The following is a 22,139-nucleotide window of genomic DNA, read 5'->3' on the forward strand; positions in this document are numbered from 1 at the left end:
GATCGTAAGTGCCCAAGATTGTGGATCATGACAAGCGGCGAGCGGAGCTCGTGGCGGCGGCGTGGCGGGTCATCGCACGGGTCGGGCTCGCGCAGACGACGACGCGGGAGATCGCCAAGGACGCCGGCTACGCCAACGGCGTTCTCGCGCACTACTTCCCCGACAAGGAGGCCATCCTCGACCTGGCCCTGCGACTCGCGCTCAAAAGCACGACCGAGCGCATCGGAGAATGGGTCGCGAACCACTCCGGCCTCGAGGCACTGCGGGGTGCGCTGCTGCTTTCCCTGCCGCTCGACGATTCCTCGCGGCTCGGGATCGAGGTCGAGGTGAGCTTCTGGGGCCGGGCCGTCGGCAACCCCGAGCGCAGCACGTATCAGCACAAGAGTCTGCTGACCTGGCACAAGCTGCTCTCGTCGCTGGTCAAGAACGCGATCGAGAGCGGGGAACTGCGCACCGAACTCGACCCGGACCGGACCGCGGATCTTCTCGTCGCCCTGGTCGACGGGCTCAGCGTCGAGGGCGTGTTGTTCCGCGAGGCCTACCCGAACGTGCGTCTGGCCGGGATCGTGGACTCGTTCCTGGACTTGCTTCGGGCGACGTCCGTGGCAAGCCGGATGTAGATCGCCGCTCAGGACCGGAGCGCGGCCGGGGACGGCCCGCCGGCCGTCGTCATCCCGTTCCGTGAGGAGGGAGGGGGTCCCTGGCCGAAAATCCGACGGGTATGGCTCTGTCTGCGGAGTGACGGGCCGGATGCCGGGTGCCAGGCGTGGCGTGGACGGGGACCCCTGCCGTGGACGCGCTCGCCCTCGCCTCACCCAAGCCGACCGCCTTGGACGTCCGCTGTGCGACCGGGGACGGGCCGGGCGGTGATCTCGCGTCCCGCCCAGGTGAGCGCGACCTCGCCGTTCGCCCGGAAGTCCAGCTCGACCTCGCCCTTCATCCTGGCGAAGAAGCGGGTCCGCGACATCGGCCGCAGCTCCGTCCTGGTCAGCCCCTGCACCTCCACCATGAGCCGCTCGCCCTCTCGCGTGACGTCCATCGTGGAGGCACGTCCCGCGTACCGCATGGTGTATCGGCCCGCGTAGCGGTCGAGGACGTCCGGGGCGAGGGTGACGAAGACACGCCGGGTCGGCGGCTCGTACGGCTCGCCGCGGGCGATCGCCGCCAGCGCGGACTCGATCTCGCAGAAGGCGGCGTTCTCGATGTTGGACAGCACGGTCACGAAGAGGTCGTCGTTCCGGTAATGGGCGGAGACGCTGACGAATCCGATGATGCCGCCTGCGCTCTCCACCCGGTCCGCGCTCACCGCGCACCCGTAGCCGTACCCGGTGCCGTCGGCGTCGACGTGTGGCTTGAACAGCTCCGCGAGCGACTCGGGCCGCAGCAGCCGGGGCAGGCCGCGGTAGCAGCGGTGCAGGTCCCCGACCGTGGAGTGGAGCGCCCCGGCCGCATCCTGGTTGGAGTTGTCCACGTGCGGGGTCGTGGTGATCCGGCCGTCGACCGACAGGTGGCCGGCCGTCGGCCCGATGCCGTGGGCCAGGCCGCTGTGCTCCATCGCCAGGGGGGCGAAGACGTTCCGGTGCAGGAACCGGCCGTAGGTCAGGCCGGACAGCCGCTCGATCACCTCGCCCAGCAGGATCCAGCCCGAGTTGCTGTAGCTCATCCGCGCGCCCGGCTCGAACAGCAGGGGCCGGTCCTTGAAGTCGTCGATGAGCTGTCCCCGGGTACGCGGCGTCCCCATGACGCGGGTGAAGCCGTCGGTGGTGACGTAGTCCGGGATGCCGGAGGTGTTGGTCAGCAGGTGGTGCAGGGTGATCTGCGCGCCGCGCGGGTAGCCGGGCAGGTGGCGCCCGATCGGGTCGGTGACGCGGAGCCTGCCCTGCTCCTGCAGCCGCAGGATCGCGATCGAGGTGAACAGCTTGGTCTGGGATCCGATGCGGAGCGCCGTCGCCGTCGTGTTGGGCACACCGTGCTCGTAGTCGGAGCAGCCGTACCCCTTGGCGAAAAGCCGCCGGTCGCCACGCGCGACCAGCACCGCGCCGCTGAATCTGCCCAGCTCCGCGTACGCGCCGACGAGCGCGTCCATCCGGCGCGAGAGGCGGGAGAACACAACGAACCTCCAATTTGAATAATCCAGTTTGACTATCTGAGCACAGGGCGGCTGCTATGGTCAAGCTTGACTATCGTGGGAGGTGTCGGGTGTCGTCGACGCGGATGCTCGTCCTGGGTTTGCTCAACGAGGGGCCGCGGCACGGGTACGAGATCAACCAGCTCGTCACGGCCGGGGCGCTGGAACAGTGGACCGACGTGAAACCGGGGTCGGTCTACCACGCCCTGGCCAAGCTGGAGGCCGAGGGTCTGGCGGAAACCCACTCCGAGGAGCGCACCGGCGATCGGCTGCGCCGCGTCTACGCGATCACACCCGAGGGCCGGCACATGCTCCGCGACCTGCTGCGCAAGACGCTCGCCGCGCCCCCGCACTCCACCAGGTCCGACTTCGCGCTGGCGCTGCGCTGGCACGAGCTCCTGGAGTCCGGCGAGGCGCGGGACCTGGTGGCGGCCTCATCCCGGGCGCTGGAGGCCCAGCTGGCGACACTCGCCACCGGTCGCGAGGCGAAGACGGGGCTGTCGCCGCTGGCCGACGCCCTGTTCGCCAACGCCGAGGCGCATCTGGCCGCCGACGCCGAACTCCTGCAGGAGGTCCGGCGCCTGCTGGACGGGTGAAGCGCTCGCACGCCGGTGCGCGCCAACGTCTCGGCCGCGGTCCGGGCGGGGAACCCCGCAACCGGGTGGCCTTCGCCGGCCGGCGGCTTTTCGCGTCCGGCTTGGGGTGACAGGGGCCGCCCGCGACACAGGCGTACGGTCGCGACCGATGTGGTCGCGACCGTACCCGGGATGTCGAGCTTGCTCTTGCTTGAGGGCTGTGCCGTGGACCGGCGGCAGCGCGATCGAGGTGTCGGCCGCATCGACGGTGATCTTGGACCCGGTGCCGGGTTCGACGTCGTCATCGGCCGTGCTCTCGCCGACGACGGGTCGGGGGCGTGGGTCCGCGTTGCTCAGCCTGCCGGCTCGGGTTGATGCCGTCGAGTGCGGTCTCGTCTTCGTCGGCGCCTAGGAGATCTTGCCGCGGTAGGTGGCCATGGCGAAGGAGAACGCGACGATGAGCAGGCCGACACACCAGGCCAGGGCGATCCAGATGTCGGTGCCGACCGGCTGCTCGGTGAACAGGGCGCGGATGGTGTTGACGATGGAGGTGACCGGCTGGTTCTCGGCGAACCAGCGTACGGGGCCGGGCATGGTGTCGGTGGGGACGAAGGCCGAGCTGAGGAACGGCAGGAAGATGAGCGGGTAGGAGAACGCGCTCGCGCCTTCCACGGACTTGGCGGACAGGCCGGGGATGACGGCCAGCCACGTCAGCGCCAGGGTGAACAGGACCAGGATGCCGCCGACCGACAGCCAGGCCAGTACACCCGCGGAAGAGCGGAAGCCCATCAGCAGGGCGACGAGCACGACGACCACGAGGGAGATCAGGTTGGCGACCAGCGAGGTCAGCACGTGCGCCCACAGCACCGACGAGCGTGCGATCGGCATGGACTGGAATCGCTCGAAGATGCCGCCTTTCATGTCCACGAACAGCCGGAACGCGGTGTAGGCGATGCCCGAGGCGACGGTGATGAGCAGAATGCCGGGCAGCAGGTAGGTCACATAGGAATCCGATCCCGTGTCGATCGCGCCGCCGAACACGTACACGAACATCAGCATCATGGCGATCGGCATCACCGCGGTGGTGACGATGGTGTCCGGGCTGCGCGCGATGTGGCGCAGGGACCGCCCCAGCAGGACGGCGGTGTCGCCGAGGAAATGCTTGGTCATCGTCGTTCCTTACGCGTTCGTACCGGCGTTGCGGTTGTGGCCGTTGTCGCCGACGAGGGTGAGGAAGACGTCCTCCAGGGTCGGCTGCTTCTCGACGTACTCGACCTTGGCGGGCGGCAGCAGTTGCTTGAGCTCGGCCACGGTGCCGTTCACGATGATCCGGCCCTCGTGCAGGATCGCGATCCGGTCGGCGAGTTGCTCGGCCTCGTCCAGATACTGCGTGGTGAGCAGCACCGTCGTACCGTGGCGGGCGAGTTCCTTGACGGTCTGCCACACCTCGAGGCGCGCCTGGGGGTCGAGCCCGGTCGTCGGCTCGTCGAGGAAGATCACCGGCGGGTCGCCGATGAGGCTCATCGCGATGTCGAGGCGGCGGCGCATGCCCCCCGAGTACGTCGACACCTTCCGCGCGCCCGCATCCGTCAGCGAGAAACGCTTCAGCAGGTCATCGGCGATCTTGCCCGGATCCTTGAGGTGCCGCAGCCGGGCGACCAGCACGAGGTTCTCCCGCCCGCTGAGGATCTCGTCGACGGCGGCGAACTGCCCGGTGAGGCTGATGGACTCCCGCACGTCCGCCGCCTGCTTGGCGACGTCGAAGCCGTTCACGCGGGCGGTCCCCGCGTCGGCCTTGAGCAGCGTGGACAGGATCTTCACGGCCGTGGTCTTGCCCGCCCCGTTCGAGCCGAGCAGGGCGAAGATGCTTCCCCGCGTCACCTCGAGGTCCACACCGCGCAGCACGTGCAGCGTTTTGTACGACTTCGTCAGGCCCTGCACGCGGATCGCCGGTTCGGAGGTCGTGGGCGCGGTCATCGGGAACCCTCCTCTTCGGCGCGCGCGAGGACGCTGGTCGGCCGCTTCCGCTCACCGGCGGGGACTTCCGTAACGGACATGGCTATTTGCCTCCTTTGTGGAGCTGTTCGAGCCGTTCTGTGAGGAAGCTCCAGGTCCTCCGGAACTCTTCGAGGTACTCCCGCCCCCGAGCGTTGAGGGAGTACACCTTGCGCGGCGGCCCCTTGCCGGACGGGACCTTCTCCACGTCGACGAGGTCGCGCCGTTCGATGCGGACCAGCAGCGCGTAGACGGTGCCTTCGACGATGTCGGCGAAGCCCTGATCGCGCAGCGAGGCCGTGATCTCGTAGCCGTAGGCGGGCCGGCCGGACAGGATCGCCAGCACGATGCCCTCCAACGCTCCCTTGGGCGTTTCCGTCGGCTGTCTGCTCATGGAACGACTCCTTTTCGCCTACTCGGTATTGCTAGCTACCAGTACAAAGTAGCACTGACTACTGGTAGCTAGCAATACCGAATAGCTCAGGCGTGGGTCGCGACCGCAAACGTGTGGCCGAGGGCAACCCGATAGCCCGGGAGCAGCGTCGGCGAAGATCCGCACGGACGGTCCGGCCGTGCTCGGTGATGGGCCGGGCAAGCGCGGCGCGTAGCCGGGGGCCGAACGGGCGTTACCGATCGACAGCGTGGAGTCGGTGGCGTGGCGCCGCTCGGCGGGGGAGGCGAACCTGAGTCAGGGCTGCGGAGCGTTCACTCGTGCCGGGCCGCGAGGCGGGCCGGGCCTACGCCAGGCCGCAGGACCGGGCGTCCCGCGCTCAATGCGGCGCCGATCGCGCGTTCGTCGGGCCGGTCGCCGTTGCCGAGCAGTTCCGGCAGCACGACGGCAGCCAGGTCGCCCGTGGAGAAGTCGGGCGGGCAGGCGCGGTCGGAGGGGTCGGCGAGGATGAAATCATCGCCGATGAGCAGTGCTTCCGGCCGACGGGCGAAGGTCATGGTGAAGTGCTTGGTGCTCATGATGAACTCGGCGCGGGTGCGGCCCCGCACGGTCAGGCATCCGCCGTCGTCGCCCCAGCTGCCCTGGATGCCCCCGGACGCGGTGAGGTCGCCGCGGACCACCACGTCCGGGCATCCCGACAGCACCACGCTGCGGACTCGGGCATTCCCCGTCACCAGCAGGAAGTTGCCACCTGCGGAGTCCCACCACTCGATGTCCCCGCCGGCGGTCAGGTCACCGTCCACGATCACGTTGTACGGCGACCAGTCGTCGTCGCCCTCGCGCTCCAGCTTCCCCGCGACGCGCAAGCCGCCCTCGTACAGCCGGATCTCCTGCTCCTCGGCGAAGTCCTGGTACGGGTACCGGACGTCGGAGCCGACGCCGAAGCACTCCTCCGCCTCGTCGGCGGTGATGACACGGTAGCCCGCGAGGGAAGGCGCATCGTTCATGGCACGGAACCCTACAGCGGGCCGGTGACATCGGTTTGGCCTGCAGCGGCCGGTCCTGCCCGGCAATGCGGACGGGGGCAGCCGGGTATGTCGCCGAGCTCGAGTACACCGAGACCAAGTACATCGCCACAGACCGGTGACCCAGGGCCGGGCGGGGTACGGCCTGCGGCGGCTTCGGTCCGGCCCGTACCCCGCCCGGCTCGAGACGGTGCGGGCCGGGCGGGACGCTTCCGGTGCCCGGCGAAACCGCGTCGTCCCCGGCCGGCCGGAATCGCCGATCGGCCGGACCCCGGCCGTGCCCAGCGGCGCTGCGTCTCGGACCGCGGCCCCGCGAGCAGGGGTTTCAGTCGCCGGAGCGCGCGACCCCATCCGCCAGGACGGGGCCCTTGAACCGGGGAATCCGGTCGAGTCTGACCACGGTATTGACACCGACTCTTTTACAGTTTGTAATTAAGAAAGTTTCTTAAAAGAAACTGTCCGTTGTCCGAGTGAGGAGTCCCCATGGGCTTCAAGAAGCTTGCGGCCGTCCTGTCCGTCACCGCTCTGATCACCGGAACGACCATCCTGGGGACGGCATCGGCCGCCCACGCGCAACCGACGGGCTGCAGCGCCCAGGTCGGGCCTACCGGCACCACGGTGACCAGCCACTGCTCCGGTGGCTACGGTTACCACAAGGTCGTCGTGTATGTGAAGCACCGCATCCCTTGGAACGACTACATCATCAGCGAGGGCCCCTGGAGGCCCGTGGGCGAGGTCTCCGAGGCCTACCTGCCGCCCGGGCCGATCCTCTACCTCTTCTACTCGACGCACAGCTGGTAGGGAGAAAGATCGTCTGGTGACTCCCCGTCGTCCGAGCGAGGAGTCACCACGGCCTGGGTCCGGCACAGCCACGGCGAGACCCGCCTCGCGCAGGTCCTCACAGGGCTTGGGCAAACGCGACGGGCGCCGCCTTCCTTCCCGAATCCGGTACGGCTGCCGCGGCGCACGCCGTACCGGACGCATCACAACGAACCCACACATCCGTGTCGTCGGCGGAAAACACGGTGGGCGTCCCTCCAGGAAAGGGACGCCCACCGCCGTCTCGGAGAGACGTCTCAGTAGCCGAGGTCGGGCTCGCGCATCGTGCCCGTCGGCTGCTCTCCGGCCAGGTACCGGTCGAGGTTCGCGCAGAAGTCATCGCAGAGCCGTTGCAGGTTGCCCGAAGCCCGGAACGAGGTGTGCGGGGTGACGACGGTGCGCGGCAGCCCCCAGAACCGGCTGTCCGAAGGGAGCGGCTCCTGCTCGAAGACGTCGATCACAGCGCCCGCGATCGTGCCCTCGGTCACCGCCGCCACGAAGTCGTCCTCCGCCACCAGCGCGCCGCGGCCCACGTTGATGAGCACCGCGGTGTCCTTCATCGCCACGAAGTGCTCGGCGCGGATCAGGTAGCGGTTCTCCGGTGTCAGCGGCATCGCCAGCACCACCCAGTCGGCCTCGGGGAGGACCTCCAGGCAGTCCTCGACCGGCACCACCCGGTCGAACCCCTCGGCCGGGCGGCCGCTGCGGCTGACGCCGATCGTGCCGGCCCCGAGCGCCTTGGCCCGCCAGGCCACCTCCAGGCCGATCGAGCCGGTCCCGAAGACCAGCATCGTGCTGCCGACGAAGTCGGTGGCGACCACCCGCACCCACTCCCGGCGTTCCTGGGCCTCGCGCAGCTCGGGGAAGGCTCGGGAGTACATGAGGGCGGCACCGATGACGTACTCGCCGATCGGCACGCAGAAAGAGTGCGACGACCGGGTGAGGACCATCCCTTCGGCCACCCGATGCGGGAGGACGTCACCGCCGAACCAGTCGAAACCGGCGGTGGTGACCTGCATCCAGCGCAGCCCGGAGGCCTTGCGCAGGATGCCGTTCAGCATCTCTTCCCCCATCGAGCTGCAGAACATCACCTCGGCGTCGACGTACTCCTCCAGCAGCGGCCCCGCATCCGGTACCGGGGTGAAACGGGCGGCCGGGTACCGCGCGGTCAGCTGAGGCAGCATCCCGGCCAGGTTCTCGCTGATCAGCACGTGCGGCCCCGCAGGGGTGTGACTCATGCCGTCCCTTCGCTCCGCTGCATGCGCTTGGTGTAGGTCACCCCGCCCTTGGCCCACACGTCGTGGGAAACCTCGTACAGCAGGACGTGGGTGTTCTCGCGGGGCGAGCCGTACTTGACCAGCACGTCGGTGAGCTCGGCGATGATCGCTTCCTTGGTGTCCTGGTCGCGCGGGGAGAGTTCGACACGGATGATGGCCATGGGGATCAGTTCTCCTGGGTCGCCGCCGACGCGTCGGCGAAGTCGGGGTTGCGGGAGTATTCGGCCTCGACGGCCAGATAGGCGAAGGCATGGGTGACGCGGGTGCGGATCACCGCGTCGAAGACCTCGCGGGCCTTGGCGACGTCGCCCCGGTGGTAGTACCAGTTGCCCAGACCGTAGCCTTCGGTGGCGGTGCGCAGGTCGTCGCCGTCCAGGGACTTCCACAGCTCGTCCGGGCCGAGGTCGCCGGTGTACAGGCGCATCCGGTTCTCGTAGCCGACGTGGTGGTCCTCACGGACGACGTCGATCGCGCGGAACCGGTCCAGCACCTGCTCGGCCTCCCCGGTACGGCCGAGACGGCGCAGCGTCATGTACTGCCAGTCCTGGGAGGCCACGACGCCCTCCTGGTGGCGGGAGCTGCGCTCGGCCTCGCCGAAGGCGAGCAGGCAGCCCGTCAGGTCGCCGATGAGGTACTGCGCCACGCCGAGGTGGTACCAGACCGAGGTGTGCAGGGTGGTCAGGTACCGGCCGAGGGCCGTCGGGTCGGCGGCGGCCATGGTGTCGGTGAGGTGCTGCGGCCGCACCGCCTCGGGCCGGCCCAGGATGAGGCTGACGACGTCCTTCTCCACCTCGGGCTGGTACATCTCGTACTCGTCCTCGACCTGGTCGAGCTGCGAGGCGGCCGTCCGCAGGTCCTCGATCGCGCCGGCGTAGTCGCGGATCGAGATACGCCGATGGCCGCGGAAGCGCAGCAGCCGGGGGCTGCCGGGATCCTGCTCCAGCGCCTCGGTGAGGAGGGAGACTGCTTCGGCGTGCTTGTTCAGGTAGCCCTTCAGCCGGGCGGCCATGATGTAGCGGTCGGTCAGCGGCACTGAGGCCATGATTCGCCCTTTCGATGGGTGGTACCGGTCGGGCCGGGGAGGACGGCGGTGGGTCGCCGCCCTCCCCGGGGCCGGTCAGCGGTCGAGCCAGAGGTGGCGGTAGAACCGGTACGTCGGGGTGGGGTCACCCGCGTAACCCATGACGTCCTTCTTCACCACGTCGAAGTCGGCGTTGAGGAAGGTCATGGCCACCGGCCCGCGCTCGGCCAGAATGGTCTCCGCCTGCTGGTACAGGGCGGCGCGCTTGGCCGCGTCCAGTTCGGAGCGGGCCTGCACGATCAGGTTCTCGTATTCGGGGTCGCTCCAGTTGCCGTAGTTCAGGCCGCCGCCCTTGAGGAAGCTGGCGGAGAACCGCTCGTCCGGGTCGTAGGTGAGGCCGAAGCCGGACTGGTACATCTCGAAGTCGCCGGACTTGGTCTTGGAGTCGGCGATCGTGGCCTCGACCGACTCGATCGTCACCTTGATGCCGATCTTGGCGAGCTGCTGCTGCTCCACCTCGGCCTGGCGCACCTGGAACGCCGAGGTGGAGATGACGGTGAGCTTGGCCTCGAAGCCGTTCGGGTGTCCGGCTTCGGCCAGCAGCTGCTTGGCCTTCTCGAGGTCGGGCTTGCCGTAGATCGGCTTGGTCACCCCGCCGAAGCGGTCCGGGGGCAGGTAGCCGGCTTGAAGCGCGGTGCCGAAACCGGAGTTGGCGACGTTGAGGATCTCCTGGCGGTCCAGGGCGTGGTAGATCGCCTGGCGGACCTTGACGTTGTCGTACGGCGCCTTGGAGGTGTTGAGCCGCAGGTGCAGGGAGAGGGAGCCGGAGCCCCCGTACCACTTGAGCGCCTGGTCCTTCTTGAGCGCGTCGATGAATTCGGGCGCCGGGCGCCACAGGAAGTCGATGGTGCCGCTGCGGATCGCCGCGGCGCGGGCGTTGTCGTCGGGGTTGAAGGTGAAGTCCAGCCCGTCCAGATAGGGGACGCCCTTCTCCCAGTACTTGTCGTGCTTGTCCAGCTTGATGGCCTGGCCGGTGACGCGGGACGCCAGCTTGAACGGCCCGGTTCCGCCGTCCACCTGGCCGTTGAGACCGCCGCTCGCCTCGGCGACGCTACGGTCCACGATGGAGGAGGCCGCGGTGGACAGCAGGGTGAGGATGGCGGCGTACGGCTGGGACAGCTTGACGACGACGGTTCGCTCGTCCTTGGCCTCCACCGAGGTGATGGACTCGTAGCTGCGGGCCCGGGGGGCGCGGGTCTTGGGATCCTTGATCCGTTCGAGGGAGTACTTCACGTCCTCGGCGGTCACCTTCCGGCCGCTGTGGAAGTAGGCGTTGTCCCGCAGCTTGAAGGTGATCGTCTTGCCGTCGTCGCTCTGCTCCCACGACTCGGCCAGTGCCGGCTTGATCTCGCCCCGGTAGGACTGGACCAGCGACTCGTACAGCTGCTCGTTGATGACGAAGGCCGAGGTCTCCGACATGCGGTGCGGGTCGAGCTCGACGGCGTCCAAGCGGATCATGACGCTGAGCCGTCCGCCGGATTTGGGGGTGCCGGTCGGCTTGACCTCATCCTCCAGGCGGACGTTCGCGGTCAGGCCGTCGTTGACGGGGGCGGCGCTGTCTCCGGCCGACGACGGCGGTGCGCCACCTCCGCCGCAGGCGGCCAGCAGGGTGAGGGCGACCCCGGCCGCCAGCGCGTTACAAAGGGTTCGACGTCTCATCGGATGTCTCCTTGGTGGGGGTGGGGGTGGTGCTCGATGGCACGGTCTTCCATGCCTCCCCGAAGACTCGTAGCCAGTTGCCACCGAGGATCTTGGTGACCTCCTCCGGTGAGAAGCCGCCGTCAAGCAGGGCGGTCGTGAAGTTGGGGAACTGCGAAGCGTCGTCCATACCCTCGGCTCGGCGCTGGTCCCAGGGCCAGTCGCCGAGGAGGTTCTTGAACTCCTTCACCTTCATCTGCTCGGCCCGCATCGCCTCGGTGAGCGTCTCGTCGTAGTCGGTCGCGATGGCGACGTGGTCGACGCCGGCGACCTCGGCGATGTGGGAGATGTGGTCGACGAAACGGGCCAGGTCGGGCCGTCGCCCGGGCTCGTCGGGGTGGTAGAGGAACGCCGACAGGGTGGTGACGCCGATGACACCGCGCTGAGCGGCCAGCCGGCGCAGGAAGTCATCGGATTTGGCCCGGATGTGGGGGGAGAGCACGTCGCAGAACGAGTGGGTCACCACGACCGGTTTCCCGGAGGCGTCCATCGCGTCGAGGCCGGTGCGTTCGCCGCAGTGGGAGACGTCGACCAGGATGCCCAGCTCGTTCATCTCGCGGACGAAGGCGCGGCCCTGGTGGGTGAGCCCCGGGTCGACCGTCTCCCCGCAGCCGGCGCCCAGCAGGTTCTGCCGCTGGTAGGTGAGCTGCAGGATGCGCACGCCCAGGTCGTGGAAGGTGCCGAGCAGGTCGAGGTCGACCCCGATCATCTCGGTGTCCTGCGGGCCGAAGACGACGGCCTCCCTGCCCTCGGCCTTGGCCCGGGCGATGTCGTCGACGCATCGCGCGAGCAGCACCCGGTCGGAGTGTTCCTCGATCCAGCGGCGGCAAGCGTTGATCTCGTGCAGCGCGCTGACGGTGTCGGCGTAGGGGGTGGTCACCGTGTGGTTGACCGCGGTGACGCCGCCGCGGCGGATCCGGTCGAGGTGTTCGTCGCTGAGCTCGATGACGGTGCTCCCGTCGACCACGGTGGCGGCGGCGTGCAGCTCGACCGGCGTGAGGGTGGCGCCTTCCGATGCGGCAGGGTTCAACGTCGCCTCCAATGCGCGGGATCAGAAGATGCTGGCGACTCTACGAGAACTGTTCAGTCGTGTCCATATTTCCTAGGAACTCGTCATTCAATTGTCTTGAAGTGACGAATTTCGTCATTTTGGCGGTCAAGGCGACTGTCGAATCGCTGCCTGAATTGTGATGTTTTGTAACATCCGACCCTGGGAACGATCAAGAAGTTTGGGTACGCGTGCCACCGGGCGAGACCGGGATCGTGGCGCCGCCGTCCAAGGCACAGCTGTTGAGCGTGATCGATAATCGGGACGAATCGTCCTCCCGATAGTCGCGGTGCGTGACCGATCGATCCGCTTGATGACCGGAGAAACATGAAAAGACGCGTTCGTACCCTCCCCGTTCTTCTGACGATGATCACGGTCCTGGTCCCCGTTCTCCCCGGGAACGCGGCAACGGCTGTTCCCGAAAGGGCCGGTGCGCCGGCCGGCCGGGCTATCGCCTGGGCACCGTGCGCCGCGGACACGACCGCGGAATGCGGCACCTTGACCGTTCCCGCCGATTGGGCGAAGCCCGGCGGCCCCACCATCGATCTGGCCGTGGCCAGGCGGAAGGCCGCCGACCCCACGGCCGGAATGGGCTCCCTGATCATCAACCCGGGTGGTCCCGGCGAATCCGGGGTCGACTTCACCCTGAGACGCCGGGACTACTTCAGCGAAGAGATCACCCGAAGATTCGACATCGTCGGTTTCGACCCTCGCGGTGTGGCGCGCAGCAACCCCGTGGTCTGCTCCGCCGAACTCATGCGGCAGGCGCCGGCCGACCCGTTCCTGAGAAGCCAGACCGACTTCGATCGATGGCTCGACTACAACGACCGGCTCCGCGCCGACTGCCGGGCCAGGACCGGACCGCTGTTCGACCACGTCGACACGCTCAGCGTGGTCAAAGACGTGGACGCGCTGCGGGCCGCCGTCGGTGACAGGAGACTCACCTACTACGGTCTTTCCTACGGCACACTCATCGGGCAGCTCTACGCCGAGCGGTTCCCCCGCCGGGTCCGGGCGCTCGCCCTGGACAGCAATGTCGACCACAGCCTGCGCACCACCGCGTTCCTCGACACGGGGGCCGCCGCGGCCCAGGACTCCTTCGAGGAGTTCGCGGCCTGGTGCGAACGAGACAGCTCCTGCGCACTGCAGGGCGGCGACCTGCGCGCATTCTGGGCGAAGCTGCTCGCCCGCGCCGAACGCGGCGAGCTGCACTACCCCGGCGAACCCACCCTCATACTGACCCAGTTCGACCTCATCAGGCTTCCCTTCCAAGCCTCCTACGGGCCCTACTGGCGTGAACTCGCCGAGATGATGGTGGCGATCAGCAGCGGCGCCACACCCTCGAAAGCGCTGCCGGAGATCTTCACACGCCGCCTGACGCAGCGCCAGGAGGAGCGTCACCGGGCCACGCAAGCGGAAGATCTCATCGCCAACCCCATGCGGATCGTCTGCCAGGACTTCCACCTACCGATCCGGGACTACCGCGAGTTCGCGGCCCTCCTGCGCCGCTCGCAGCGCATCGCGCCCGACATGCGGGTGAGCCCGCTGACCCTCTCCTTCACCATGGCCTGTCTCGGCGAGCCCGCCGCGATCCCCAACCCGCAGCACCGGCTGCAGGTCGACGGCACCCCGGCGTTGCTGCTGGGCAACGCACGGCATGATCCGGCCACCGGCCACGCCTGGGCGGTGAACGCAGCCGACCAGATCGGCGGCGAGGCGCGGCTGCTGACCTACGAAGGCTGGGGACACAGCGTCTACAACCGCAGCGAGTGCACCCGCGGCGCGATCGACCGCTACCTCATCGAGCGGACGCTTCCCGCTCCCGGCATGCACTGCCCGGCGGTGCCTTACACGGGCACACCGACGTCGGCGCAGACCTGGCCCACGCCAATCGCGCCCCTACCCGACCTGCCCGGCTGATTCCATAGGGCGATGGACAGGGGTGCGTCAAAGCAACTGGCTCTGTCGCAGAAGCCGTACAGTCCGGCATACGGGAGCGGGTACGCACCGCTCACTAGCCCAGATCCACCGGCTTTGGAGCCGACGTCACGTCAGGAGGCATGACGGCACCGGTTCCACGTGCGGCCCCCTTTGTGGGTCTTCGTACGGAGGCCGATTGCCGGGCTTCTCGGTCACCCGGTGACGTGGTGATGTGTGGCCACATTACGCGGTACCTGACCATGGGGAGGGCAGGTGAACGACGATGCGGAGTCCGCCCGCGGGGCGCGGGGCGATGGTGAGCGATCCGTCGTGCACATGGACGATGCTCTTGACGATCGCCAGGCCGAGGCCGACGCCTGCGTGGTCCCCGCGGATTCTTCCGGCGCCGCGCTGAAACGGTTCGGTGAGCGTCGAGACCACCTGTGGGGTGAGCCTCTCGCCGGTGTTCTCGACGGTAAGCACCACGGTCTCGGGGCGGACGCCGGTCGTGACCCACACGGTGCCCCGTTCGGGCAGGTTGTGCACGATGGCGTTGTGCACAAGGTTCGTCGTCATCTGCAGCAGCAGCGCGTGCGACCCGACGGCGGGGGTGACGTCCGTGGAGGTGTCGACGGCGACACCGCGTTTCTCGGCGAGCGGGAGCAGCGTTTCGGTGGCCTCGTCCACGAGCAGGGACAGGTCCACAGATTCTCGGGTGAAGGACCTCCGGTCGGCGCGGCTGAGCACCAGGAGCGCCTCGGTGAGGTCGATCGCCCGGGCGTTGACGGCGTACAGGCGGTCGACGAGTTCACCGTGGTCGTGCGCCGGATCGTTGCGGGCCACGTCGAGAAGCGACTGCGAGATCGCCAGCGGGGTGCGCAGTTCGTGGGAGGCGTTGGCTGCGAATCGCTGCTGTTCGGCGACGTGTGCTTCGAGTCGTGCGAGCATCGTGTCGAAGGCGTCGGCGAGTTCGCGGAACTCGTCTTCGCGGCCTGCCAACCGGATCCGGTGGGAGAGCGACCCGTTCGCGGCCATGCGTGTCGCGTCCGTGATGCGGGTCAGCGGGGCGAGCATGCGACCGGCGAGGATCCACCCTCCCACGAGACCGAACACCAGCAGGAACGCCAACACGATGGCCGCGGCCGGGGCGAAGGTACTCAGGAGGAGGTAGCGGTTGGGTGATTTGCCGAGAAGGCCGGGCCAACCGTCGGGTACGTAGCGCAGCAGGAACACCCACACGGCGGCGAGCAGCAAGGCGCCGGCGAGCATGAGGAACCCGACGTAGCTGAGGGTGAGTTTGAGGCGAACGCTCCACCCGGGCGCTCTATCCACGGTTCGCTCCGTCGCGTCCGGTGCCGGGTGCTGTGCCGATGCGGTACCCGACGCCGGCCACGGTGGCGATGATCCCGGGTTCGCCGAGCCGTTTGCGCAGTGCCGAGACGGTGATGCGCACGGCGTTGGTGAAGGGGTCGGCGTTCTCATCCCACGCTCGCTCCAAGAGCTCTTCGGCGCTGACGACACCGCCTTCGGCGGCGACGAGGACTTCGAGCACGGCGAACTGCTTCCGGGTGAGCGCGACGTAACGGCCGTCGCGGTAGACCTCGCGGCGGAACGGATCCAGCCGCAGACCTGCGATCTCTCGCACGGGCGGCCTGTTGTACGCGCGCCTGCGGTCGAGTGCTCTGAGCCTGAGCACGAGCTCCCGGAGTTCGAACGGCTTCGTGAGGTAGTCGTCGGCGCCGAGTCCGAACCCGGAGGCCTTGTCGTCGAGCCGGTCGGCGGCGGTGAGCATGAGGATCGGCATGCCGCTGCCGGAGGCGACGATGCGTGTGGCGATCTCGTCGCCGGAAGGGCCGGGAATGTCGCGGTCGAGGACGGCGATGTCGTAGGCGTTGACACTCAGCAGTTCCAGCGCGGTGTCGCCGTCACCGGCGATGTCGGCGGCGATCGCCGCCAGGCGCAGGCCGTCGCGGATGGCTTCCGCCAGATAGGGCTCGTCCTCGACGATCAACACACGCATGCTCCCGAGGCTACGAGCCGACGCCTATCGCCCGCGTATCGAAAACCACATACGTGCCGGCAACACCGCGCCACCTTGACTTCAGGCATGAGCTACAGCGAACCGGCACGATTAGAAACCCGTCGGATTCCCCGGATCCCCCCCGGCGGCCCGCCCGTCGTCGCGGTGATCGCCGACGAGTCCCCGGCCTCCGGAAAGCGGCACCCCAACCGCGGTTTTGAGGGGGGCGCATGCGGCTGCTGAGGACGATGCTGGTCGGCTTGATGCTGGCCGCCGCCGCGCCACCCGCGGTCGCCACGGCGGCGGCCGCCGACGGCCGACACGAATGCGCCACCGCGACCAGCCGGTGCATCGGCACCCTGACCGTCCCGCTGAACTGGCAGGATCCGCAGTCGGAGAAGATCACCGTCAGGTTCGGGTACGTCCCACGGGCCAACCGATCGCGCCAGGCCCGCACCTCGATCCTGGTGATGCCGGGCGGTCCGTCCCCGCTCGGACCGGGCGGCGAGCGCGTCGACTCCTTCCGGCAGGTCCTCCAGCCGCTGCTGGACGACTCGGACATGACGATCGTGGAGTTCCGCGGGACGGGCCAATCCGCGCCGCTGCGGTGCGAGGGGCTGCGGCCGGCGAAGCCGGAGACGGTCAGCCAGTGCGCACGCGACCTGGGAGACCGGGCCCAGTTCTTCAGCAGCGACCAGTACGTCGCCGATGTGGAGGCGGTGCGCGCCGCGCTGGGCCTGCCCAAGGTCACCGTCGTGGGATCGTCCTGGGGCGCGCTGACCGGACAGGCGTACACGACGCGCTACCCGGACCGGGTGCGCGCCCTGTACATCGAGAGCATGATCGGCCCGCTCGACGAGGACGGCCGATGGCAGCTCGGAGCGGGGGACGGCCGCCCGATCCGGGAGGTCATCGCCGGTTACGCCCGTGCCTGCCGGCGATCGTCGGCCTGCCGCGGCGCCGCCGGTGGCGACCCGGAGGAACGCTGGGACGCGGTGGTGCGGAAGATGCGCGCCGCAGGCGACGGCGCACTGACCCCGCGGCGGCTGTTCGAAGCGCTGCAGGCCATCTCCGATCCGGTGGTCGCCACCGACGCGACCGCGGCCGCCGCCGCGTACCTGGTCGGCGACCCGGTCCCGCTACGGCGCCTGCTCGACCGGGCCGCCCCGCCCGCGCCGCCGCCCGGGCCGACACCGGAGCGGGCCGGTACGACGGCGTACCTGTGTTCCGACCCGTCCTGGCCGTACGGCCGTACCGACGACGAGGCGACCCGGCGCCGCCAGTTGGACGACCTCCACGCCGGGGGCAACCGGTACGCGCCGTTCACCCGCGCCGAGGTGTGGCCCAGCGGTCCTGACTACTGCGCAGGCTGGCCGACTCCGCGAGAGAACAACCCGTTCGGGCCGCACCGGCCGGCGGTGCCGATGCTGGCCGTCGCCGGCGAGTTCGACCCGATGGCGGTCGTCGGCGCGCGCTCCGCGGCGCGGCTGTTCCCCCGTGGCCAGGCGGTCACCGTCCTGGCCGGGTACCACAACCCCGGTGTCGTGGGGCGCGGGCCCGGTGGCGAGTGCGCGCGCCGGATCATGCACCGGTTCATCGAGAATCCGGGGCCGGTGTCCGGCACGTCGTGCGCAATGGCCAACTACCAGGCACACGGCCGCTTTCCTGCGACCGTGGCGGCGGTACCGGCCGCCCGCGGCGGCGGGCTCGGCGCTCCGCAGCGGACTCTCGTGGCGGCCGCGTTCGCCACCGTCGCCGACGCGGTAGCCGTGTACAACCCGCACCGCGCCTTGCGGCCGGGCACGGAGGCCGGGCTGCGTGGCGGGCGGCTCACCAACGGCGGAGACGGCACGATCACCCTGGACCAGGTCCGCTACGTCACCGACCTCGCCGCCACCGGCACCGCCAAGGTGACCGGCGGCAAGGCCACCGCCGACCTCACCGTCACCGGCCCCGACGGCGCGACGCACAAGGTCACGCTGCAGTGGGCGGCCTTCACCGCCACGGCGACCACTCCGGTCACCGGCACCCTCAACGGCCGGCCGTTCCGGCTCCGCGTCCCCGGACACTGATCCGCCCCACCCCGTGGGGAGCTCGCGGCGCCGGGCTCCCCACGGGATTCCGACGGCGGGGGTGACGGCCGCGGAGGCACCTCGGCGCCTGACCGTCGATCGCGTGAGAGACGCCACGGCGGGGCTGTCCGAGCACGGCGCCGAGTACGGGCTGCGCCAGATCTGCAGCAACGAATCCCGGGCACTGAGAACCGCGCCTTGAAGGCACCGACGAGAGCCGCACGCCCATGCGCGCCACTCCAAGGACGCCGCGGTGACCAGCACGCTCGGCACATCCCAGTCCAGACCCGCCGACCTTCGGCATTCGATCCCCGAACGACTCCAGCCGTCAACCGAAAGCCTCCATGCCAATGACGACCACCACCCGGCAAGCCACTCAGGAAACCGTGGCGGCCAGCGCGCGGAACCTGACCAAGACCTACGGCAAAGGCGATGCCCGGGTGCATGCCCTGCGCGGTATCGACCTCGACCTCCCACGAGGCAGGTTCATCGCGATCATGGGGCCGAGCGGGTCGGGCAAATCCACGCTGATGCACTGCCTGGCCGGACTCGACCAGGCCAGTGGCGGCACCGTCACCGTGGCCGGCACCGACCTCGGATCACTAGACGACGACGCGCTCACGATCTTCCGCCGCGAGCACATCGGCTTCGTGTTCCAGTCGTTCAACCTGCTGCCGATGCTCACCGCGGAGGAGAACATCGTGCTCCCGCTTGAGCTGGGCGGTCGCCGTATCGACGACGCGGTGCGCGAGCGCGCGCGCATGCTCGCCGACACCCTCGGCGTGGCCGACAGGCTCGGCCACCGGCCCGCGGAGCTGTCCGGCGGCCAGCAGCAGCGGGTCGCGATCGCCCGGGCCCTGATCACCCAGCCGGACCTGCTGTTCGCCGACGAGCCCACCGGAAACCTGGACAGCACCACCTCGGCGGAGGTGCTCGATCACCTGCGCCGGTCGGTGCGCGAGCTCGGCCAGACCGTCGTGATGGTCACCCACGAGCGGGACGCGGCGACGTACGCCGACCACGTGGTCACCGTGCAGGACGGGCGGATCGTCTGATGCATACCGTCTTCCTCGCGTCGCTGCGCACCCACATCCGCAGGTACGTCGCAGCGGCGATCGCGGTCACCGTCGCGGTCGCCTTCGTCGTCGTGGTCGGCGTGCTCACATCCGGGGCACACAGCGGACTCATGGACGGCCTGGGGGCGCCGTACCGCAATGCCGACCACGTGGTCTCGCCGACGGGGTGGCCGTCGTCCGAGCTGGACCCGAAGGCCGCGATCGCATTCACCGAGCGACACGGCGAGAACGCATCCGCGACCGGCCGGGCGACGCTGCCTGCGCGTGCGAACGGCCGAAAGCTCTCCGAATTGACCACCGTGGGTCCGATCGCCACCTCGGAGAAGTGGCGCTGGCAGAAGCTCAGCTCGGGTCGCTTTCCGGCACGCGCGGGCGAGGCGGTGGTGGACGTGTACTTCGCCACGGCCGAGAACGTCGCGGTCGGCGACCGGGTTCGGATCGGCGAGGGCGTCGCCGCGACCGACGTAGAAGTGGTCGGTCTCGTGGAGTCGCCCTCGCCCCCTGCCCAGGCCTCGATGTATGTCACCTGGCCGCAGTTGCTGCGGTGGCGCGACCAGGTCCATCTGAACGCGGTGGCGGTGCGCGGGGAGGTGGGCCGGCTCCCGGAAGGCGCGAAGGCGCAGTCGCCGGAGGGGTTCGCCGCGGAGCGGCTGACCTATGTCCAGAACAGGGTGAACAGCTTGGCGGTGATGCTGCTGCTGTTCGCCGGCGTCGCGATCTTCGTCTCGGTCCTGGTCATCGCGAACACGTTCTCCATCCTGTTCGCGCAGCGACTCCGCGACTTCGCCCTGCTGCGCTGCATCGGCGCGACCCGGCGGCAGGTGGTGCGTTCGGTACGCCGCGAGGCGGCCGTCGTCGGGGTGCTCGCGTCGCTGGCCGGGGCACTGGTCGGTATCGGTCTCGGCTACGGGCTGACCGCCCTGATCGGCGCCCTCGCGCCCGGCGTCCCGATGGGCGCCGCCGAGCTGCCCGTACTCTGGCTGCTGGGCGGGTTCGCCGTCGGCCTGGTGGTCACCATGGTCGCGTCCTGGTTGCCGACCCGGCGCGTGGTCCGGGTGAGCCCGCTGGCGGCGCTGCGCCCGGATACCGCGGTCGACGTGCACACGGCCACCGGCCGGGTGCGGCCGGCGTTCGCCGCGATCCTCCTGGTCACCGGGTCAGCCCTGCTCGGGGTGGCGATGGTCCAGGACAGTACGGCGCTCATGGTGGCAGGCGGAGGATCGGTGTTCGCCGGCGTACTCCTCTTCGGGCCGGTACTCGTTCCCCGCCTGGTTTGGATCACGGGCGCGCTGCTCGGCCCCGCCGGGCGGCTGGCGACCAAGCACGCTGTGCGCAATCCGCGTCGGACCGCCACCACCACCGCCTCCCTGCTGGTCGGCGTCACCCTGACGACCGCCGTACTCACCGGGATGACCACGTGGCGTTCTGCGTTGGATGAGCAGATCGGCAGGGACCACCCCATCGATGTCGCGCTTACCTCGCCCAAGGAGCCGGTCACCACCGACCTCCTCAATCGGGTACGTCACACTCCCGGTGTGGAGCGGGCCATTCCGGTGGACGGCGCCGTGGCCCGAGTGTCAGGGCTCGACGAACCGATCCTGGTTGTCACCGTGCCGGCCGCGGCGCAGGTGGCCCGCGACGGCGGAGCGTTCGCCCGGGTGGAGCCGGGGAAGATCGGAATCGATTCCGAGGCCTTCGGCAAGAACCTGAGCCTGCGGCCCGGTGACCGGGTCACGGTGCGCGTCGGCGACCGGCGAGCCCGGTTGCAGGTCGCCGTCGGCACCGGCTGGGGCCCGGCGGGCGTGGTCGCGCCCGAGACTCTGGCGACGCTCACCGACGCCCCCGAACCGCATGCCGTCTGGATCCGCGCCACTTCCGGCGCGGACCCGGCTCGACTCGGCGGTGACCTGGACAAGCTGGCGGATCCGGTCGGCGCGACGATCGAGAACGGGTTGCGGACCTGGGAGTCGCTGGACCGGCAGCTGGGGATCTACACCTGGTCGGCGCTCGGCCTGACCGGCATCGCCGTGGTGATCGCCCTGATCGGGATCGCGAACACCCTGGGACTCTCCGTCCTCGAACGCGCCCGCGAGCACGCGATGCTGCGCGCGCTCGGGCTCACCCGCGGGCAGCTGCGGCGGATGCTGGCGGCCGAGGCGGTGCTGCTGTCGGTGGTGGCCACCCTGCTCGGCACCGTGATCGGCGTCGTGTTCGCCTGGGTCGGCCACGAGACGTTCGTGAAGCGGGCTCTCCGCGAGGCCACCTTGCAGGTCCCCTGGCCGTCACTCGGCGTCGTCGTCCTCATCGCCGCCCTGGCCGGACTTCTCGCCGCCGTCCTCCCGGCACGCCGGGCCGCCCGGGTGACCCCGGCCGCAGGGCTGTCCCTCGACTGAGGCACTCGTCCCGACGGCCCCGAGCCGCTGCGGCTCTGCGCGGGGCTGTCGCCCTGCCCGCCGGGCCAGCGGTACGGATTGCTGCTCGACGTCGGCGAGTGGTTCACGATGGGGCGGCTCCCCAGCGGCTCTCCACCCCGGCCCCATGAGGGGCCTGGCCGCTTGAAGTCCGGGCGGCTAGCGTGATCGGGGTCGCGTACGAGCGTCGGACCGCGGAGGCACTGTGGCGGACAAGCTGGAAAACCTGATCGCGGGCATGCTCCTGTTCGGCAGCATCGGAGGCCTGGTCGGATACCTGGTGGACATGTTCATCTCAGGCTCCGGGAGCTCATCCGGCTCCGGGGGGTCGTCCGGCGCGGGCGGCGACTACAGCGGCGGCAGCTACAGCGGCTATGGCGGGGACAGCGGCTATGGCGGGGACGGCGGTGATGGCGGGGGAGACGGCGGCGGTTGACCGTCGTCGGTCCGGCCCGTCCCGGTTCGGGATCAATCGCAGGAGGAGCACTTGTCTCTGCCGGGCAGGCGGGCGGGGCGGCGGGGCTGCGGGAGGTCGATACCGTCGCGTGCCGCGCCGCCTGGCAGGCCTGGGACCTGCGTGCCGCGGCCGCCACGCCGCTGGAA

Annotated in this window: 21 protein-coding genes; 9 read left to right on the top strand and 12 right to left on the bottom strand. The window is 69.6% G+C overall.

Translation table 11 applies throughout. The features are described 5' to 3' along the window. Positions 1-8 precede the first annotated feature (8 nt). A complete protein-coding gene (locus tag RUR_RS16650; RefSeq protein WP_283135977.1) occupies positions 9-620 on the top strand; it encodes a TetR/AcrR family transcriptional regulator in 612 nt (203 codons plus the stop codon). Positions 621-811: 191 nt separating this feature from the next. On the opposite strand, the gene RUR_RS16655 is transcribed toward RUR_RS16650, so the two are convergent. Beyond that, complete coding sequence (locus RUR_RS16655) at positions 812-2,110, bottom strand: serine hydrolase (protein ID WP_283135978.1); 1,299 nt, start codon at positions 2,108-2,110, stop codon at positions 812-814. Between the two features lie 89 nt (positions 2,111-2,199). Between RUR_RS16655 and RUR_RS16660 the strand changes: the two genes are divergently transcribed. Then, on the top strand, positions 2,200-2,724 hold the full coding sequence (locus RUR_RS16660; protein ID WP_283135979.1) for a PadR family transcriptional regulator: 525 nt from the start codon (positions 2,200-2,202) through the stop codon (positions 2,722-2,724). Positions 2,725-2,895: 171 nt separating this feature from the next. Continuing rightward, entirely contained in the window at positions 2,896-3,078 is a 183-nt protein-coding gene (locus RUR_RS16665; protein WP_283135980.1) for a hypothetical protein, read from the top strand. A 33-nt stretch (positions 3,079-3,111) separates the two neighbouring features. On the opposite strand, the gene RUR_RS16670 is transcribed toward RUR_RS16665, so the two are convergent. The 4 genes from RUR_RS16670 to RUR_RS16685 form a co-directional block, all read right to left on the bottom strand. After that, the gene (locus tag RUR_RS16670; protein WP_283135981.1) at positions 3,112-3,873 is read right to left on the bottom strand and encodes an ABC transporter permease; all 762 of its coding nucleotides are present in this window, start codon (positions 3,871-3,873) and stop codon (positions 3,112-3,114) included. A gap of 9 nt (positions 3,874-3,882) precedes the next feature. Beyond that, positions 3,883-4,680, bottom strand: coding sequence for an ABC transporter ATP-binding protein (locus RUR_RS16675; protein WP_283135982.1), 798 nt, complete (start codon positions 4,678-4,680; stop codon positions 3,883-3,885). Between the two features lie 82 nt (positions 4,681-4,762). Further along, positions 4,763-5,092 carry a PadR family transcriptional regulator gene (locus tag RUR_RS16680; RefSeq protein ID WP_283135983.1) on the bottom strand — a complete coding sequence of 110 codons (330 nt, stop codon included), beginning with the start codon at positions 5,090-5,092 and terminating at the stop codon, positions 4,763-4,765. A 311-nt stretch (positions 5,093-5,403) separates the two neighbouring features. After that, the gene (locus RUR_RS16685) at positions 5,404-6,096 is read right to left on the bottom strand and encodes a hypothetical protein (RefSeq protein ID WP_283135984.1); all 693 of its coding nucleotides are present in this window, start codon (positions 6,094-6,096) and stop codon (positions 5,404-5,406) included. Between the two features lie 501 nt (positions 6,097-6,597). Between RUR_RS16685 and RUR_RS16690 the strand changes: the two genes are divergently transcribed. Beyond that, positions 6,598-6,915: a hypothetical protein gene (locus RUR_RS16690; RefSeq protein WP_283135985.1), complete on the top strand. Its 318-nt coding sequence runs from the start codon at positions 6,598-6,600 to the stop codon at positions 6,913-6,915. Positions 6,916-7,190: 275 nt separating this feature from the next. Here RUR_RS16690 and RUR_RS16695 read toward each other — a convergent pair whose 3' ends face one another. The 5 genes from RUR_RS16695 to RUR_RS16715 all read right to left on the bottom strand — a co-directional run bounded on the left by RUR_RS16695 (position 7,191) and on the right by RUR_RS16715 (position 12,019). Next, positions 7,191-8,171 carry a D-2-hydroxyacid dehydrogenase gene (locus RUR_RS16695; RefSeq protein WP_283135986.1) on the bottom strand — a complete coding sequence of 327 codons (981 nt, stop codon included), beginning with the start codon at positions 8,169-8,171 and terminating at the stop codon, positions 7,191-7,193. Further along, positions 8,168-8,371: a tautomerase family protein gene (locus tag RUR_RS16700; protein ID WP_283135987.1), complete on the bottom strand. Its 204-nt coding sequence runs from the start codon at positions 8,369-8,371 to the stop codon at positions 8,168-8,170. The genes RUR_RS16695 and RUR_RS16700 overlap by 4 nt, the downstream gene beginning before the upstream one ends. Before the next feature lie 5 nt (positions 8,372-8,376). After that, positions 8,377-9,252, bottom strand: coding sequence for a tetratricopeptide repeat protein (locus RUR_RS16705; protein WP_283135988.1), 876 nt, complete (start codon positions 9,250-9,252; stop codon positions 8,377-8,379). A gap of 75 nt (positions 9,253-9,327) precedes the next feature. Continuing rightward, positions 9,328-10,950, bottom strand: a complete 1,623-nt coding sequence (locus RUR_RS16710) for an ABC transporter substrate-binding protein (RefSeq protein ID WP_283135989.1) — start codon at positions 10,948-10,950, stop codon at positions 9,328-9,330. Beyond that, a complete protein-coding gene (locus tag RUR_RS16715) occupies positions 10,928-12,019 on the bottom strand; it encodes a dipeptidase (protein ID WP_283135990.1) in 1,092 nt (363 codons plus the stop codon). The genes RUR_RS16710 and RUR_RS16715 overlap by 23 nt, the downstream gene beginning before the upstream one ends. Before the next feature lie 516 nt (positions 12,020-12,535). On the opposite strand from RUR_RS16715, the gene RUR_RS16720 reads away from it, so the two are divergent. Next, positions 12,536-13,957, top strand: coding sequence for an alpha/beta hydrolase (locus RUR_RS16720; protein ID WP_283135991.1), 1,422 nt, complete (start codon positions 12,536-12,538; stop codon positions 13,955-13,957). Between the two features lie 243 nt (positions 13,958-14,200). Here the strand turns inward: RUR_RS16720 and RUR_RS16725 are convergent, their stop codons facing one another. After that, positions 14,201-15,289 carry a sensor histidine kinase gene (locus RUR_RS16725; RefSeq protein WP_283135992.1) on the bottom strand — a complete coding sequence of 363 codons (1,089 nt, stop codon included), beginning with the start codon at positions 15,287-15,289 and terminating at the stop codon, positions 14,201-14,203. Then, positions 15,282-15,977, bottom strand: coding sequence for a response regulator transcription factor (locus tag RUR_RS16730; RefSeq protein ID WP_283135993.1), 696 nt, complete (start codon positions 15,975-15,977; stop codon positions 15,282-15,284). Before RUR_RS16730 ends, RUR_RS16725 begins: the two co-directional genes overlap by 8 nt. 230 nt (positions 15,978-16,207) lie before the next feature. Here RUR_RS16730 and RUR_RS16735 point away from each other — a divergent pair, with 230 nt between their 5' ends. The 4 genes from RUR_RS16735 (at position 16,208) to RUR_RS16750 (ending at position 21,972) form a co-directional block, all read left to right on the top strand. Further along, positions 16,208-18,049 carry an alpha/beta hydrolase gene (locus tag RUR_RS16735; protein ID WP_283135994.1) on the top strand — a complete coding sequence of 614 codons (1,842 nt, stop codon included), beginning with the start codon at positions 16,208-16,210 and terminating at the stop codon, positions 18,047-18,049. Positions 18,050-18,399: 350 nt separating this feature from the next. Beyond that, positions 18,400-19,104, top strand: coding sequence for an ABC transporter ATP-binding protein (locus tag RUR_RS16740; RefSeq protein ID WP_283135995.1), 705 nt, complete (start codon positions 18,400-18,402; stop codon positions 19,102-19,104). Further along, the gene (locus RUR_RS16745; RefSeq protein WP_283135996.1) at positions 19,104-21,518 is read left to right on the top strand and encodes an ABC transporter permease; all 2,415 of its coding nucleotides are present in this window, start codon (positions 19,104-19,106) and stop codon (positions 21,516-21,518) included. Before RUR_RS16740 ends, RUR_RS16745 begins: the two co-directional genes overlap by 1 nt. A 223-nt stretch (positions 21,519-21,741) precedes the next feature. After that, entirely contained in the window at positions 21,742-21,972 is a 231-nt protein-coding gene (locus tag RUR_RS16750) for a hypothetical protein (protein WP_283135997.1), read from the top strand. The last annotated feature ends 167 nt before the right edge of the window (positions 21,973-22,139 follow it).

Origin of the sequence: Rhizohabitans arisaemae, assembly GCF_025996515.1 — a bacterium.
Lineage (GTDB): Bacteria > Actinomycetota > Actinomycetes > Streptosporangiales > Streptosporangiaceae > Rhizohabitans > Rhizohabitans arisaemae.